At 74.7% G+C, this 16,487-nt stretch carries 14 protein-coding genes; 4 read left to right on the plus strand and 10 right to left on the minus strand.

The genetic code is table 11. The features are described 5' to 3' along the window. Positions 1–51 precede the first annotated feature (51 nt). Together eccB and eccD are read right to left on the minus strand one after the other, a co-directional pair. Positions 52–1,461, minus strand: coding sequence for a type VII secretion protein EccB (gene eccB / locus ACGFIM_RS11375; protein ID WP_393198284.1), 1,410 nt, complete (start codon positions 1,459–1,461; stop codon positions 52–54). 27 nt (positions 1,462–1,488) lie between these two features. After that, positions 1,489–2,874 carry a type VII secretion integral membrane protein EccD gene (gene eccD, locus ACGFIM_RS11380; RefSeq protein ID WP_393198287.1) on the minus strand — a complete coding sequence of 462 codons (1,386 nt, stop codon included), beginning with the start codon at positions 2,872–2,874 and terminating at the stop codon, positions 1,489–1,491. 103 nt (positions 2,875–2,977) lie between these two features. Here eccD and eccCa point away from each other — a divergent pair, with 103 nt between their 5' ends. Further along, positions 2,978–6,955, plus strand: coding sequence for a type VII secretion protein EccCa (eccCa, locus tag ACGFIM_RS11385; RefSeq protein ID WP_393198290.1), 3,978 nt, complete (start codon positions 2,978–2,980; stop codon positions 6,953–6,955). Positions 6,956–7,114: 159 nt separating this feature from the next. Here eccCa and ACGFIM_RS11390 read toward each other — a convergent pair whose 3' ends face one another. From ACGFIM_RS11390 to mycP, 8 genes are all read right to left on the minus strand, one after another. Next, entirely contained in the window at positions 7,115–7,540 is a 426-nt protein-coding gene (locus ACGFIM_RS11390; protein WP_393198293.1) for a YbaB/EbfC family nucleoid-associated protein, read from the minus strand. Next, positions 7,537–8,403, minus strand: a complete 867-nt coding sequence (locus tag ACGFIM_RS11395) for a hypothetical protein (RefSeq protein WP_393198296.1) — start codon at positions 8,401–8,403, stop codon at positions 7,537–7,539. Before ACGFIM_RS11395 ends, ACGFIM_RS11390 begins: the two co-directional genes overlap by 4 nt. After that, positions 8,403–8,750 carry a hypothetical protein gene (locus ACGFIM_RS11400; protein WP_393198298.1) on the minus strand — a complete coding sequence of 116 codons (348 nt, stop codon included), beginning with the start codon at positions 8,748–8,750 and terminating at the stop codon, positions 8,403–8,405. The genes ACGFIM_RS11395 and ACGFIM_RS11400 overlap by 1 nt, the downstream gene beginning before the upstream one ends. A 5-nt stretch (positions 8,751–8,755) precedes the next feature. Beyond that, positions 8,756–10,075, minus strand: a complete 1,320-nt coding sequence (locus tag ACGFIM_RS11405; RefSeq protein WP_393198301.1) for a hypothetical protein — start codon at positions 10,073–10,075, stop codon at positions 8,756–8,758. Positions 10,076–10,096: 21 nt separating this feature from the next. Next, on the minus strand, positions 10,097–10,447 hold the full coding sequence (locus ACGFIM_RS11410) for a hypothetical protein (RefSeq protein ID WP_393198304.1): 351 nt from the start codon (positions 10,445–10,447) through the stop codon (positions 10,097–10,099). Between the two features lie 4 nt (positions 10,448–10,451). Further along, entirely contained in the window at positions 10,452–10,742 is a 291-nt protein-coding gene (locus tag ACGFIM_RS11415) for a WXG100 family type VII secretion target (RefSeq protein WP_393198307.1), read from the minus strand. 23 nt (positions 10,743–10,765) lie between these two features. After that, complete coding sequence (locus ACGFIM_RS11420) at positions 10,766–11,107, minus strand: WXG100 family type VII secretion target (RefSeq protein ID WP_393198310.1); 342 nt, start codon at positions 11,105–11,107, stop codon at positions 10,766–10,768. A 70-nt stretch (positions 11,108–11,177) separates the two neighbouring features. After that, complete coding sequence (gene mycP / locus ACGFIM_RS11425; protein WP_393198313.1) at positions 11,178–12,368, minus strand: type VII secretion-associated serine protease mycosin; 1,191 nt, start codon at positions 12,366–12,368, stop codon at positions 11,178–11,180. Positions 12,369–12,523: 155 nt separating this feature from the next. Here mycP and ACGFIM_RS11430 point away from each other — a divergent pair, with 155 nt between their 5' ends. From ACGFIM_RS11430 to ACGFIM_RS11440, 3 genes are read left to right on the plus strand one after another with little or no spacing between them, the layout of a single operon-like run. Next, positions 12,524–13,147, plus strand: a complete 624-nt coding sequence (locus tag ACGFIM_RS11430; protein ID WP_393198316.1) for a hypothetical protein — start codon at positions 12,524–12,526, stop codon at positions 13,145–13,147. Between the two features lie 10 nt (positions 13,148–13,157). Then, the gene (locus ACGFIM_RS11435; protein WP_393198319.1) at positions 13,158–14,411 is read left to right on the plus strand and encodes a hypothetical protein; all 1,254 of its coding nucleotides are present in this window, start codon (positions 13,158–13,160) and stop codon (positions 14,409–14,411) included. Continuing rightward, positions 14,408–16,459 carry a protein kinase gene (locus ACGFIM_RS11440; protein WP_393198322.1) on the plus strand — a complete coding sequence of 684 codons (2,052 nt, stop codon included), beginning with the start codon at positions 14,408–14,410 and terminating at the stop codon, positions 16,457–16,459. Before ACGFIM_RS11435 ends, ACGFIM_RS11440 begins: the two co-directional genes overlap by 4 nt. Positions 16,460–16,487 lie beyond the last annotated feature (28 nt).

Below are 16,487 nucleotides of genomic sequence, written 5' to 3' on the forward strand. Positions count from 1 at the left end.
GACCGGCTCCCGATCGGACGGGTGACCGTCGAGCGCCGGCCCGGTCACCGGTCACCGGCCGGACCCGTCGGCGTCGAGGACCGGTTTCGCGGCGCGTGCCGGGTCGAGGACCGGGCCTTCGGGGATGAGCTGGAGCAGGTTCAGCGGCACCGGCGCGGCCTGCGACGGCGCGTAGCCGAGCCTGCCGAGCGCCTCCGTGGTGGGCACGGCGTGGCGGCGGCCCTCCTGGGTGATGAGGTAGTAGGTCTGCACGGCCTCGAGCTGGCCGTCGCCGGGCAGCACGCCGGCCAGGACGGCGCGGCCGGGCGGAAGGCGTACGAGGTCGGTGGCGTCGCCCCGCGGTGCGGGCAGCGCGGCGCCGGTGGTGAGGCGGACGCGGGTGGAGCCGGTGTCCGTCTCGGCGTAGACCACGCAGAGCGGCCTGGCCGGGTTGTAGGCGACCATCTCCGGCATCGTGGCGGGCAGGCCGTCGGCGGGCACGGCGGTGCGCGAGCGGGGGGCGGCGTTGGCGGTCGCGGCGTCCACGGGGATCTCCCTGACCGCGCCGCCGCCGTACGCGGCCCTGCTGGCCGGGTCGCTGAGCAGCAGCGCGGCCTGCGCCTGCGTGATGGGGGCGAGGCCGTCGGCGAGCAGCACGTACCAGCGGTCCTCGCCGCCCGCGACCGCTCCCGCGCGGAACACCTGCCCGACGGCGGCCGCCTTGCCGCCGGGACCGGTGACGGGCCGGCCGCGCCCGCTGATCGCCGGGGCGGCCAGATCGGGGCCTTCGGGCAGCGCGTTGAGCCAGGCCACCGGTACGGGCGCGGGGTCGGCGGCGGTGAGGCCGCGGGCGATGCCGGCGGGCACGCGCATGCGGGTGCCGCGCCAGATGGCCCACCGCTGGCCGCCGACGTCCACCAGCAGCGCCTGCCCTTCGGCGACGGGCGTGCCGCCGACCTCGCGTCCGGCGATGAGCGTCACGTACGGCTTGCGCCCGGTCGGCTCGGCCCGCTCCTGCACGCAGGCCGCCCAGGGGCCGCGCGCCAGGTGCTCGGGGTCGGGCAGCGAGTCGGGCGCGCCGGGGATGCCGATGGGCACGCCCCGCTCGTACGAGGCCAGCGCCTCCCGCGCCACGACCCGTTCCTCGACCTGGCCGGACGGCAGCACGAGCCGGGCCGATGCGTAGTTGGCGACGGGGACGAGGCGGCGCTGATCGGGGCTGTAGACGTAGCGGGCGCCGGTCTCGCGCTCGATGATGAGCGTGCCGGGCTCCTCCAGGGCCGCGGTGCCGCCGGGCCGCAGCAGCCCGTAGACGGCGAAGCCGACGCAGAGCAGCACCGCCACCATGATCCCGGCGAGGAACCCGATGCTCTGGCGGCGCAGCGGCCACTCCGGCTGGTTGGGCCGGCCGTGCAGCAGCGCCAGGCCGATCCGCTGGATGGTGAGGCGGTAGGCCTGGTAAAGGTCACGCCGGCTGTGCAACTGCGCCCTCGCTCCCGTTCACGGCCGCTAGCTGACCAGGCCGCGGATGGTCTCGTACAGGTTCATGACGGCGAGCGCGAGCGGGATGAGGGCGATCATCAGCAGGATGTCGAAGATGTCGCCCACCCGGCCCCAGAACGGCGACGGCCGCGAGCCGGCCAGCCAGAGCGTCGTTCCGGTCACGCCGAGCGCCAGCACCACGACGCCGGGCACGATCGCGTACAGCAGCAGGGAGCCGGTCGCGGTCAGCGCGGCGGCGGCGAGCGGCAGCGCCACGCCGGCCAGGGCCGCGGGCAGCAGCCAGGCCCGCTGGCCGCGCCCTTCGAAGACGCGGGCCCGCATGAGCAGCGACAGCGACAGCGCGGCGCTCATCACCAGCGCCGCCCAGGTGCCCTCCAGCGTCAGCAGCGCCTGCGCGCCGAGCACGACCAGCGACACGGTGCCGAGCAGCCCGGCGCAGAAGCGGTCGGCGACCACGGTCTTGTCGATGACCAGCTCGCCGTCGAGGTCGCCGGTCTCGCGCCGCAGCTCCTCGGCGGTGGTGGGCAGCGCGGGCAGCGGCATGCCGGCCAGCCGGAACGACAGCGACGGGATGACCGTGGTGAGCCCCACCGCGAGCGCACCGAGCACGGCCGCCACGCCCGCCGCGGGCAGGCCGAACGCCATGACCGCGCCGGAGCCGAGCAGGCCGCAGAACGCGGCGGCGGCGATGCCGAGGAAGGCGGGCAGCCCCTGCGCGACCGCGAACCCGGTGGCGGTGGCCAGCATGAGCGTCACGCCGCAGGCGGACAGCAGGTTGTCCGGCTGCAGCACCGACGCCCCTGAGGCGGGGGCGACCAGGCCGGCGACGAAGCCGTACGGCAGGGCGGCGTAGCCGAGCACCGCGCCGGAGCGGGTGTCGCCGAGCGCGCGGGAGAGCGCCACGGCGACCATCAGCAGCAGTACCGCCACGATGCCCGCGACCAGGGCGGGGGGCGTCCACGGCGGCCCGGCGAGCGGCAGCGCGGCGGCGCCGAGCGCGAGCAGGCAGGCGGCGGCGCGCAGGCCGTAGGTCCTGGTCAGGCCGGGCTGCCAGCGTCCGGTGCGCTCGGCCACGCCGGTCGCCACGGCGTCGGCCACGTCGTCGAAGACCGGCTCGGGCAGCTCGTGGCCGCGCGGGCGCAGGTGCAGCAGCTCGCCGTCGCGCACCTGCAGCTCGGCGAGGGTGACGCCGGGGTCGAACGGCGGGCCGCCGAGCCGCTGCAGCGCCCAGCCGCCGTGCGCCAGGCCCGCCTCGGCCAGCCCTTCACCGGCGATGCGCAGCACGGTCGGCAGCAGGTTGCCGAGCGGGATGTCCGGCGGCAGGCCGAGGTCCAGGAAGCCGCGCGGGGTCACGATGGTGACCCGGCACAGGTCGGTTCCGGTGGCGCTCACCCGGACGAGTGTAGGGAGCGCGCTGTCGTGACGGCGGGCGTAACACGTACAGGAATTTTGAAATATCCGGCATATCCCTACGTCAGGGGCTTGTATGGGCCCGGTGAGCGGCAGCCTGATCGTGGTACGCAGGGCCGAGCGGCGCACGCCGCCGGAGCCTCCGAGCGGCGAGGTGCTTCTGGAGTCGCCGCCGGAGATCCCCGAGACCGTCACGGGCGGCGGGCTCACCCAGCTCCTGACGTACCTGCCGATGATCGCCGGAGCGGGCGCGATGGCGCTGATGTTCACCGGCGGGTCGGCGCACAACCCGATCATGCTGGTCTCCAGCGGCCTGTTCGCGATCTCCATGATCGGCATGAGCGTGGGCCAGCTCATGCGGACGGCGGGCGAGCGCCGCAACCAGCTCAACGGCCTGCGCCGCGACTACTACCGCTACCTGGAGCAGGTCAGGAAGCGGGTGCGCACGGCCGCCGCGCAGCAGCGCCGCGCGATGACCTGGAACCACCCCGACCCGGCCACCCTGTGGTCGCTGGTGATGACCAGCCGGCTGTGGGAGCGGCGGCCCCGCGACGACGACTTCGCCCAGGTGCGGATCGCGACCTCGGCGCAGCGGCTGGCGCTGCCGCTCATCCCGCCGGAGACCCGGCCGATCGAGGACCTGGACCCGCTGACGGCGGGAGCGCTGCGCAGGTTCGTGCGCACGCACGCGGCCGTGCCGGGGCTGCCGGTGGCGCTGGCGCTGCACGCGTTCGCCAGGATCACGCTGTCGGGGGATCCGGTGGCGGCCCGCGACCTCGTACGCGCCGCGCTGGCCCAGGCGGCGGCCCTGCACGCGCCCGACGAGATGCGGATCTCGGTGTGCGCGGCGGGCGAGCGGGCCAGGGAGTGGGAGCCGGTCAAGTGGCTGCCGCACGCCCTGCACCCGTCGGAGGAGGACGGCGCGGGCCCCGTTCGGCTGGTCGTGGGCGACCTCGGCGAGCTGGACGAGCTGCTGGGCTTCGAGCTGAAGGACCGGCCGCGCTTCACCAAGGGCCTGTCGCCGGACGCGGTGCCCTACCACGTGATCGTCGTGGACGGGGGGACGGTGCCGCAGGGCAGCCAGCTCGCGCTCGACGTCATCGAGGGCGTCACCGTGATCGACCTGAGCGGCGCGGTGCCACAGGGGCCCGCCCAGCTCACGCTGCGGCTGGAGGTCACCGGGGACGAGCTGGTCAGGGTCGCCGAGGACGAGCTGGGCAAGGAGGTCAGGTCGCCGCTCGGCCGCCCCGACCGGCTGTCGCAGCCCGCGTTCGCGGCGCTGGCCAGGCAGCTCGCGCCGATGCGCACGGGCACGGGCGGCCCGGAGGAGGCGCGCGACGTGTTCGCCGCGAACACCACGCTCACCGACCTGCTGCGCCTCGGCGACGCCCGCCGCCTGTCCACCGCCGTCACCTGGCAGCCGCGCCCGCTGCGCAACCGGCTGCGGGTGCCGATCGGCCTCGGCGCCGACGGGCGGCCCGTGGAGCTGGACATCAAGGAGGCCGCGCAGGGCGGCATGGGCCCGCACGGCCTCGTGGTCGGCGCGACCGGCTCCGGCAAGTCGGAGCTGCTGCGCACGCTCGTGCTGGCGCTGGCGATCACCCACTCGTCCGAGACGCTGAACTTCGTGCTCGTCGACTTCAAGGGCGGCGCGACCTTCCTCGGCCTGGAGAGGCTGCCGCACGTCTCGGCCGTCATCACCAACCTCGAGGACGAGCTGCCGCTGGTCGACCGCATGCACGACGCGCTGCACGGCGAGATGGTGCGCCGCCAGGAGCTGCTGCGCGCGGCCGGCAACTTCGCCTCGCTGCGCGACTACGAGCAGGCGCGCGAGCAGGGCGCCGACCTGCGGCCGCTGCCGACGCTCTTCATCGTGCTGGACGAGTTCAGCGAGCTGCTGTCGGCCAAGCCCGAGTTCATCGAGCTGTTCGTGATGATCGGCCGGCTCGGCCGCTCGCTCGGCGTGCACCTGCTGCTGGCCTCGCAGCGGCTGGAGTCCGGGCGGCTGCGGGGGCTCGACACGCACCTGTCGTACCGGATCGGGCTGCGCACCTTCTCCGCCGCCGAGAGCCGGGCCGTGCTCGGCGTGGCGGACGCGTACTCGCTGCCGCCCGAGCCGGGCAACGCGTATTTGATGTTCGAGACGACCGGCATGACGCGGTTCAAGGCCGCGTACGTGTCGGGGCCCTACCAGCCGGCGACGGCGCAGAGCCCGGCCGCGACGGCGCGTTCCGGCCACCGCGGGAAGATCGTCTGGTACGGCCCGGAACGCGTGCCGCTGCCGCCCGCGCCCGAGACGCCGCCCCCCGCCGAGGAGAAGGGCAAGCAGGAGAGCCTGCTCGACATCGTGGTCTCCCGGCTGGCCGGCCAGGGACCTGCGGCGCACCGGATCTGGCTGCCGCCGCTGAAGGAGCCCGCCACGCTGGACCAGCTCCTGCCCCCCATCGTGGCCACGCCCAGTCACGGCCTCACCGCCGCGGGCACCGCGCAGGACCGGCCCGGGCGGCTGCACGCCGTCGCGGGGATCGTGGACAGCCCGTTCGACCAGCGGCGGGACCCGTACTGGCTGGACCTGTCGGGCGCGGCGGGCAACATCGCGATCGTCGGGGCGCCGCAGACCGGCAAGAGCACGCTGCTGCGCACGCTCATCGCCTCGCTCGCGCTCACCCACACGCCGAAGGAGGTGCAGTTCTACTGCCTGGACTTCGGCGGCGGCACCCTGTCGGCGCTGGCCGGCCTGCCGCACGTCGGCGGCGTGGCCACCCGGCTCGACGCCGACGCGGTGCGCAGGACCGTCGCCGAGGTGCGGGGCGTGCTGGAGCGGCGCGAGCGGCTGTTCGTGGAGCGCGGCATCGACTCCATGGCCACCTACCGGCGGATGGTCGCATCCGGCGAGTATGAGGGCGACGGCTGGGGCGATGTGTTCCTCGTCGTGGACGGCTGGGCGACGCTGCGCCAGGAGTACGAGCAGCTCGAACCCGACCTCGGCGACCTGGTGACGCGCGGGCTCGGTTTCGGCGTGCACGTCGTCGGCACCGCGAACCGCTGGCTGGAGTTCAGGGCCGGTGTGCGCGACCTGCTCGGCACCCGGCTCGAACTGCGGCTCGGCGACGCCTTCGACTCCGAGATCGACCGGCGGGCCGCCGCCAATGTGCCCGAAGGCGCGCCGGGACGCGGCCTGACCCGCGAGGCGCTGCACTTCCTCGCCGCGCTGCCGCGCATCGACGGCCGCAGCACCGCCGACGACCTCGCCGACGGCGTGTCCGCCCTGGTCGAAGCCGCCGCGGCGGCCTGGCCAGAGCAGGGCGCGCCGCCCGTGCGGCTGCTGCCGTCCCTGCTGCCCGCCCACACGCTGCCGATGCCGCCCGGCGACGGCGCGCGCGTGCCGATCGGCATCGACGAGGCCGCGCTCGCGCCCGTCCTGCTGGACTTCGACACCGACCCGCACTTCGTGGTGTTCGGCGACACCGAGACCGGCAAGAGCAACCTGCTGAAGGTGATCGCCCGCGGCATCGCCGCCGCCCGCACGCCCCTGCAGGCCCGCTTCGTCGTCATCGACTACCGGCGCTCGCTGCTGGACGCCACCGACACCGAGCACCGCGTCGGCTACGCCGCATCCAGCACCGCCGCGGCGACGCTGCTCAAGGGCGTGCAGGAGGTGCTGCAGGAACGGCTGCCGCCGCCCGACCTCACCGCCGAGCAGCTGCGCACCCGGAGCTGGTGGACCGGGCAGGACCTGTACGTGATCGTGGACGACTACGACCTCGTCGCCACCTCGGCCAACCCGCTCGCGCTCCTCGGCGACCTGCTTCCCCAGGCCCGCGACATCGGCCTGCACCTCGTGCTCGGCCGGGCGATGGGCGGCGCGGGGCGGGCCATGCTGGATCCGGTGGTGCGGCGGCTGAAGGAGATGAACACGCCCGCCGTGCTGCTGTCGGGGCCGCGCGACGAGGGGCAGCTCTTCGGGAACGTCCGGCCGCGCACGCTGCCGGCCGGGCGCGGCGTGTACGTGGACCGGCGCTCCGGCGAAAAGCTCATCCAGACCGCGTTCCTGCAGTCATGAGCGCCCGGCCACGCCATGCGGCCCTGGAGTCATGAGCGCCCGGCCACGCCCCGCGCCCCGTGAATCACGAGCACCCGGCCACACCCCTGGGCCCTCGGCCGGTACCGGTGAGGCCGTGCAGAGTGCGGCCGGCCGTGCCGGGCCGGCGTGGCCGGGGTTCTACAGGTCGCGTTCGATGCGGGCCAGTTCGGCCATCGCCTGGTCGAGCGCGGACTCGTACGCCTCGCGCGCCTCGCGCATGCGCGCGTCCGCCGGGTTGTCCTGGGCGGACAGGTCCAGCGGGCCGTCCCCCACCACCTCGCGCAGCAGCTCGGCCGAGCGTGCCTGCATGTCGGCGAGCGCCTCGGCGATCAGCCGCAGGATGGTCTCCGACAGGCGCTGCGAGCCCCACCGCATGGCCCGCGGGTCGATGTGCAGGCCGGTGACGCCCTCCGCCGAGCACTCGACCCTGACCAGGTCGTCCGGGTCACTTGCGGTGCCCTTGACGGCCAGGACCTGCTGGTAGAGCTCGTCGAGCTCGGCGTCGGACCGCTGGGCGCGGGCGATCAGCCGGTCCAGGGCCCCTTCGTCGGGGATCGCCGTCACGTCCGCCTCACCTCTTCGTCGCCCGGCTCATCCCCCGCGCGGGTCCACGGGCCGGTCTGCGAGCCTGTCTCCGCGCCGGTCTGCGAGCCTGTCTCGGGGCCTGCTTCCGGACCTGCCTCCGGGCCGAGCCCGAGGCCCGGCTCACCGAGCGTCTCCAGACCCGTCTGACCGAGCGGCATGCCGGGGAGTTCCTGCTGCAGTTTCGTCTCGCTGAAGCGGGTGGCCACCGTATGCTGGCCCAGTATCCCGCCGCCGACCGCCACACCGCCGTAAATCGCGAGCCTGCCCGGCGAGACCTTGGCCAGGTGGCCCACGACCTTGCCGAGCACGCCCTGCCCGCCCGCCGCGAACTGCCTGACCCGGTTCGCCATCGCGCCGGCCTGCCGGTCGGCCCTGCTGCCGAACTGCGTGGCGGCCACCTCGGACACGGCTCTGGTGAACGGGTTGAGCCGGGCGTACTTGTGCATCACCCCGGCGATGAAGATGCTCGCGCCGGTGAGCAGCACGGCGGTGCCGGCGGCCTCGTACACGTCGGCGGCGACGTGCAGCGTACGGGCGGACGCCTCCGGCAGGTCGGCCTTCCGCTCGGCGTCGGCGGAATATGCGGCGACGGCGTCCATGGCCAGCTTCGCGCTCGCCGCCGTCCAGGTGACGTCCCTGGTGGCGGAGTCGACGACCTCGGGGTGGCGGCGCAGCCCGGCGGCCAGCTCCTCGTACCCTTCCGCGGCCTGCCGCTGCTGGGCGGTGTCGCCGTACAGCAGCGGCAGGATGAGCGTCGCCAGGTGGGCGCGGCGGAAGCCGAGCAGCGCGGAACCGGCCGCGGCGAGCGCCGAGCCCTGGATCACGGATTCCGGCTGGCCCATCACAGCACCCCCAGGTTCGCGGCGGTGGCGGCGGAGGCGGCGTCGCCGTCCACGTAGGCGTTGGCCGTGTCGTACGCCTTGTCGTGCATCTCGGCGATCTGGTCGCGCTTGGCCAGCAGGTAGCGCTGCGCGGCCTCGTTCACCTCGTCGAACGACCGGCCGAGCGCCGAGCCCAGCATCCCGAACGCGCCGTACGCGCCGGAGGACAGCCGCACTCGCGCGACGGCCCTGGTCATCTCCTCCAGGTCCCGCATGGGGCTGCCGGCCAGGTCTCGGCCGAGCCCGCGTACGGAGTCGGCGACGACCGCGACCTTGCCGGCGTCCCTGCGCTGGGAGGCGTGGTCCATGCTCATCACCCCACGACCGGCGGCGGCGTGTCCGCGGCCGGGCGGAAGAAGTCGTCGTCGGCCCGCTGGGTGCCGGGACGGCGCTGACCCTGCCGGTCGAGCGGCGCGCCCGCGGCCATCGGCAGGAACGGCACCCCGCCGGCGCCTGCCGCCCCGGCCGCACCGGCCGCACCGTGCCCGCCGGTCCCCGCCGGCAGGCCCGCCGACGGCGAGCCGCCCACGACGGGGACGCTGCCCGGACGTACGGAGGGGCCCTGGGCGGTGAAGGTGTCGCGGCCCGTGGGGATCTGCCGTTCCGGCCCGTCGATCGGCTGGGCGACCGGCTGGGCGACCGGGGTGGTGCGCATCGTCAGCGGGACGGCGGCAGGGGGTGCGACGGCGGTGGGGCGGGCGCTCTGCGGCTGCCGGGCGTTCTCCGCCGCGCCCGGCTGCCCGTCGGGGCCGGCCGGGAGGGGCTGCACCAGGTCGGATCTGCCGGTCAGGTACGTGGTGCCGAGGTGGCCGGATGGGGTGGCGGTCACCGGGGTGCCCGCCGGTCCCGGGCCCGGCGCGGCCGCGGGCGGGACGGCGCCCGGCACCGCCCCTGTGGCCGGCGGTGTCCCTGGGGGCGGTGTGCCCGGCACCGTTCCCTGAGCCGTCTGCGGGGAGCCCGCCGTACCGGCCAGCTCCGTGCCGAGGCGCAGCGGGGTCGTGTTCTCCCCCAGCCCGCCGTAACCGCCGTCGCCACGGTCGCCACGGTCGCCACGGTCGCCGCCGTCACCGGCGGCGGGCTGCCGGGACGACGCGGTCCTGGCCAGCTCCGCGTCCCACGGCAGCCGGTCGGGCAGCGCCGCGTGCGCGGTGTGGAAGGCCCCGTTGAGCCGGGTGATGAACGCCCTGGCCGCCTCGTCGGGGTCGTTCGTGGGATGGCCGGGGTCGGTCGATCCCGCGCCCATCGCGTAGTAGGTCCGCGGCGCGGTGGCCTGGTCGAACTGCTCCTTGGCGGTGGCCAGCTCCTGCGCGACGCCCGCCAGCGAGGGCGGGATCTCCTGCAGCCGGTCGCGCAGCGCCTGGAGATAGGTCTGGAGCCGGTTCATCCGGGTGAGCATGGCGCGGGCCGAATCCCCGCCCCAGTCGCCGTCGGCGACCAGGCGGGCCGCGCTGTCGCCGAGCGTGGTGATCGTGGTGGTGAGCAGCTCGGCGGTCTGCCGGTACGCCGCCGCGACCGGCTCGAACTCCTCCGGCCGCGTCCCCATGATCAGCGTCCTGATCGCGTCGCGGCCCCCGTACTGGTGGGGGTTGCCGCCCTGGAGGCAGCCGTTCTTGATGGGTCTGGGTTCCGGCACGCGTTCCTCTATCTCGCGCCTCTATCTCGCGCTGTCGGGGGTACGGCCCGCCACGCCCGCGGCCCGCTGGTCGGCGTCGCGTACGGTGGCCGCGGTGTCGGCCAGGTCGCCGATGACCCGCTGAACCTGCTCCAGCACGAACTGCAGCGAGTCTCCCGTGGCCTCGCGGGCGCGGCGCACGGTGTCGGCGTACCCCTGGGCGATGTCCCACGTCCCCGCCGCTCCCTGGCTCAGGTCCGGCACCTGGAAGCGCGCCGCCTCCAGCCGGGGCAGCAGCTCCCGCTGCAGCCTGCCGGCCACGTCGAGGAGCGCGTCGGGTCGGCACGCGGTGCGGTCCCCGGCGGCGTCCGGGTCGATGAGCGGCTCGTTCACCTGGTCAGCCGGTCCAGCGGCGGACGTTCATGTGCTCGGCCTCGCGCATGATGCCGGTGGCCTCCTGCAGCGACGGGCCGAAGCGCTGCATGGTGTCGCCCATCTTCACGACGGCGTCGTTCCACTGGCGCTTGGCCTCCATGTAGACCTCCTTGGCCGCGCCCTCCCAGGTCTCCAGCACCTTGAAGTCGGCCTCCAGGTCCGCCAGCTCTCCGACGAGATTCGTGTACGCGCGGCCCAGCTCGTTCGCGATCTCGTCCATCTCGTCGAAATTGGCGAGGATGATGTCGCTCATGTCAGCTCCTCAGAATGCGGGGTTCAGGAGACGGGCCCGGAGAATTCGCCGCCGGCGAGCGCGGCCCGGAGTTTCGCCGCGACATCAGACGCCTGAGTGTTCGCCTCGGTGTATTGAATGCCGGTCGCCTTCAGGTTCTCGCCGATCGAGTTGAGCGCGTCGATGACCCTTCTGAACTGCGGCGTCCACTCGGTGAGAACCTGCCGGTAAACGGTGGCGGCCTCGCCCTGCCAGGCGGCGCCGAGGGTCTCGGGGATCTGCGTGAGCCGGTTGTAGATCTGCTCGATGTTGGTGACGGCCTGGTGCGCGCGTTCTGCGGCGCTATGCTGGCTGCCCTCGGTATATGTGGTCGGCTGATTCACCACGATGCTCCTTTCGGCGGCGCCGGCCGGGGTTTTTCCCCGCATCAACGTAAGCGGGTTCCGGCGGGCGGGACTACGATTTCAACTTTCCTGTAAATGTCGCGGGGCCGCCCGCGCGCCGGCCCCTGCGCCTGGCTCTGGGCAGCATGAGCGCCACGAAGACCACGATCGCGGTGACGCCCGCCGCGCCCGCGGTGATGCCGACCGCGACCGTACGCGTGCGCGGATCCGGCACGGGCGCCGCGGGCAGCACGAGCGGCGGCGCGGCCGCGGCGCTCGGCGTGGCGGGGCCGCCCGGCGGCGGCAGCACCGAGGTGATCGCCTGCAGCGGGTTGATCAGGCCGGCGCCGGTGCCGGCCGCTCCCCCGCCCTCGGCGGTCTGCTCGATGCGGCGCTTGACCTGCCAGTGGTCGAGGTCCGGATACCGGGCTCTGACCAGGGCGGCGACGCCTGAGACGAAGGGGGCGGCGAAGCTCGTGCCGTCGAGCCCCGTACGGTAGCCGCCGCCCGTCCACGCGCTGGTGATCCCCGCGCCGGGCGCGGTGACGGAGACGCGGGTCGCGCCATTGGAGAAGTCCGATTTGTCGCCGTCGGGCGCGGCCGCGCCGACCGCGATCACACCGGGGTACTCGGCCGGGTACGCGGGCGTGACCTCGCCGCCGTCCTGCTCGACGTTCCCGGCGGCGGCGACGATGACCGCGTCCTTGTCCTGCGCGTACGCCACCGCCGCCTTCAGCTCGGGCGCGTCGTGGGCCTGCACGGACACGTTGATCACATCGGCCCCGAGGTCGGCGGCCCTGCGGATGGCGGCGGCCAGCCGCGACACGTCGCCCGATCTGCCCGCGCTCTGCTTGATCGCCAGGATCTTCGCGGCCGGCGCCACGCCCAGCACCGGCACGCCGCGCGAGGTGAGGTCCTGGCCCGCGATGATGCCGGCCACCGCGGTGCCGTGGCCGACGCAGTCGCGCGCGTCCGTCCCCGTGAGGTCCACCTGGTCGGTGACGACGCCTCTGAGCTGCGGGTGCGTGGCGTCCACGCCGCTGTCCACGACCGCGACCCGCACGCCTTCGCCCCTGGTGAGCCGCCACACCTGCGAAAAGCGCAGCCGATCCTGGGGCCACGGCGTCCCGGTGACCTCGGCGACGCCGGGCTCGGGGTCGCAGGTGACCGCGCGCGCCGGGGTCGGGGACACCGGACGGGTCGGCGCCGGGGTCGGGGTGAGCGCCAGGAGGAGTGCGGCGGCGCCGTACCAAAGCGAAGGCACGAAACGGAAGTCTGCCCACATGTCCGGCCGCTGTGGCTCTCTTAGAAATATCTTGAAATGGCGCTTCACCTGGCGGTGCGGCCGGTAGGCAGGTGTCGGCATGTCCATCGGCGTGCATGCCGATGCGGACACCGGTGCGGACGCGGGGAGTGAGCATGACGGTACCTGTCGCCGAGGGCGGCGACGGCAACGGCGACCCCAGACCGGGCATCGGGCTGTCGCGGCTGCAGCGTCCCACGCGGACCGTCGGCCACGAGGACGCGATCTCCTCCCATGAGGAGTACATCGGGCCGCGCAACGTCGAGGACGCCTACGCCGACCACATCCACGACCACCGCAACGGCGACTACCCGCCCGAGCCGCCGCCCGCCCCCACCCAGGACCAGCTCGACGAGCTGCTCACGGCCAACCGCGTGGACCCGGGCACGGCGAGCAAGACGATGTTCGTCAAGATCGGCGAGTACGAGGACCCGGCGTCCGGCAGGCCGCTCTCCTCGTCCCCGGTCGAGCGGCTGCGCCAGGACCTGGAACGCCTCGAGGGCGCCGCCGGCGAGAGTCTCCTGGTCAAGCTCATGCGCACCAAGCTCGACGAGGGGGACCTCGGCACCTGGCAGGCGGCCATCGACCTCAAGTGCACCACCGACCAGGCGTACCGGACCATCGACGAGGCGATCAGGCGCGTCACCCAGGTGTACAAGGACGTGGTGCAGGCACTCGACGAGACCGTCAAGACCGCCAAGAACGCTGACCAGACCATCGCGGACGGCGTCAAGAAGTGACGGAGGCCCGATGACCGACTACTGGGTCGGAGCGCTCAAGGACACCCGGGTGCCGCAGATCGACGGCACCCTGCCGCAGCGGGGCGACGCCGAGACCAGCGACGGCGTCTCCGACCTCATCCAGTCCACCAACCCCGACAGGGTCGCCGAGGCCGGACGCAGATACACCGAGATCGCCGACATGTGCGCCGAGTCGGTGGAGACGCTGCACCGCGAGGCCACCCGCATCGCCGAGACCCTGGGCGGCGAGTCGCTGCAGGGCGTGTTCGAGAAGATCGGCGAGCTCCAGCGCGACCTCGGCAGGCTCAGCCTCGCCGCCCGGTCCGTGGGCCGGCCCCTCATCTGGTACGGCAGGGACGTCCTGCCCTGGTTCCACCACAACGTGCCCAGGACCGGCAGCGTCGACCTGGACGACTGGATGGGCGACGTCGTCGGCACCGACACCAACGCCCACGCGCTCGCCCGCCACCACCTGCAGCAGCTCAACCGCTTCATCCAGGCCGTCTACCACTCCATCGGCGACCACGTGGAGCAGCGGGCCACGTCTCCGGTGACCGGTATGCCGGGGTTCGAGGGCGAGGGCGGCGGCGGCCTGGGGCTGGGCGGCGGGCTGACCGAGGACCCGTACAAGGGGTTCGGCTCGGGGCCGGACCTCGGCGGCGGCCTGCCCGGCACCGGCGGACCCGACATGCCGGACTTCGGAGACCCGTCCCTTCAGGACCCTTCAGCCCCGGGCCTCTCGCCGCAGGACCCGTCGGTGCAGGACCCGTCGTCGCAGGACCCGTCGTCGCCGATCCCGGGGCTGGAGAACCCGGCCCAGCCGGACCTGTCCCAGCAGAACCCGGACCTGCAGGCTCCGTCCTTGGACGACCCGGCCCTGCAGACTCCCGGCCTGCAGAAGCCCGACCTGCAGAACCCGGCGCTGCACCAGGCCGAGCTGAGCAACCCGTCCACCAACCTGTCCGGCCTGCCCAACACCGCCGTGCCCACGCCGCAGGCGTTCATCCCCGGCACGCCCACCGGCTCCGGCCCCACGGTCGTCCCCGGCAGCACCGCCGCCGCCGGGCTCGGCGGGGGCGGCCTCAGCGGCCCGGCCACGCCCGGCGCGAACGGCCTCACCGGCGGGCCGATGGGCATGATCCCGCCCATGGGCGGCGCGGCCGGCGCGGGGCAGGAGCGCGAGCGGGAGCGCATGAAGATGCCGCTCACCGAGTACGACCCGTTCGACAGCGATGACCTGGGCGGCCCGCCCCTGATCGCATGACCGTGCCCGCCGAACGAGTACGCGGCCACCACCTGCTCGGACCGGCCGGCCACGACGGGCCCTGGACCGTGCACCGGGCGCGCTCGGCGGCGACCGGGACGGACGTGCTGGTCAAGACGCTGTCCTGCCACCGCGTGGACAAGCGGGCGCTCAAGCGGATCATCCGCGGGTTCGCTTTCCCCGCCGAGCTGGCCGCCCACGCGGGTGTGGTCCCCGTCCTGGAGGTGGGGGCGACCGGGGACGGGCGGCCGTACGTGGTGACACCCCCGCACGACGGCCCCACCCTGGCCGAACGGCCGGGACGCGACCGGCCGATGCCCCTCGACCGGGCCGCCGCGCTGGTGGCCGCCGTGGCCCGCGCGGTCGCCGCGACGCACGCGGCGGGCGGCGTACACGGCCGTGTCACCCCCGAGAACGTGGTCTTGCCGGGGAACGCCGCACCGGGCGCGCCGGCCGGGAGCGGCGTGAAGCTGACCGGTTTCGCCCTGTCGGCGCTGATGTCGATCGCGGAGCTGCCTGGCGGAACGCCGCCCTCGGTCCACGCCTCCCCCGAGGAGCTTGAGGGCCGCCCGCCGATGCCCGCATCGGATGTGTACACGCTCGCGTCGGTGGCGTACGAGCTGCTGACGGGCCGCCCTCCGTTCCCGCTGGACGGCAACGTGGCGAAGTTCGCGCTGGCCGTCCTCACCGAGGCGCCCCCGGCGCTTCCCGCATCAGTGCCCGAGGACCTGGCCACGGCTCTGACGCGGGCACTCTCCAAGGACCCGGCCGCCCGCCCCACCGCCACCGACCTGGCCACCACCGCCGCACGGCACACCACCGCCCCGGACGCCCCGCCCTGCGCGACCGGCACCCCGGCCGGGCGGCTCCCGACCGCGGCTCCTCCCGCGGGCCGGCGCGCCGGGGCGCCGCAGGGCGGCGAACCGGGAGCAGCGGCGGCCGCGCGACCTCCGTTCGGCGAGACCGGCGGTGCTCCCGCAGCCGGACGTCCGCTCGCCTCCGGGGCTTTGTCCTCCAGCCGCTCGGCGGCGGACCTGCCGCCCACTGCCCTCCTGGCGGAGCCCGGCCCCGGGGCGCCGCGCACGGCGCTGTTGCCGGTGGCGGGGGCGCCTTCACCCGGCGGGTCGCCCGGGCAGGGCGAGGTCTCCGGAGGTGAGCGGTCGGGGCCGCGGGAGCTGGTGTGGACCGTGGACTCGGAGCGCTCCCGGGTCAGGCCGCCGGCGGGGCCGCAGCCGTTCCTCCCGCCGGCGTCCGAGGCGAGCAGCGTGCCCGCACCGCCGCAGGACGCCGCGCAGAACCGGCGGCGCGGGCGGATGCCGCTGGTCGTGGCGGGCGTGTCGGCGCTGGCCGTGCTGGCCGGGGCCGGCGGTGTGGCGCTGGCGATGAGCGGCGACCAGGGCCTCACGCTGGCGGCGGGCGACCGGTCCAGCGCCACGCGGACCACGGACCCGGCCGTACCGGATGGACAGCCCGGCGACGGACGGGCCCAGGACGGCGTGGTCCAGGACGGCCGGCCTCAGGACGCGCAGAGCCGGAACCAGCCCCAACAGGACGGGCAGGAGCAGGACGGCCGGTCACCGGACACCCAGGGCCGGGACGCACGGCCCACCGGCGATCAGCCGCAGGCCGTGCCGTCGCCGGCGCCCGAGCAGGGCACGGCCACCTCCCCGCCCGCCACGCTCCGGCCCCCGGACCCTGCCGCGCTCACCGCCTACCGGCCCAAGAATCTCCAGGTGGTCGCCGACAACGGCACCACGGTGACGCTGTCGTGGAAGTCGGCGCGCAAGACCGAGTATCCGGTGGTCGTCCAGCAGGCCCCCGACGATCGGCTGATGTCGGCGCCGAGCGGCAGCACCACGTACACGGTGGGCAAGCTCGACCCCGGCACCGGCTACTGCTTCAAGGTGGGCGCGGTGGTCGCGCTCGGGCAGCCGTCCTCGGTGGCCTGGTCGTCGTCGCTGTGCATCAGGGGCGCGGCGGAGACCGGCGCGGAGGACGACGTCCAGCCCCCGATCGTCCTCCCCCTGGTCACCCCGCCCTCCGGCTGACCGCCCCGAGTCTCGCGTCTCCGGGCCA

It is taken from the genome of Nonomuraea sp. NPDC049309, from assembly GCF_043196965.1.
Taxonomy (GTDB): Bacteria; Actinomycetota; Actinomycetes; order Streptosporangiales; family Streptosporangiaceae; genus Nonomuraea; species Nonomuraea fastidiosa.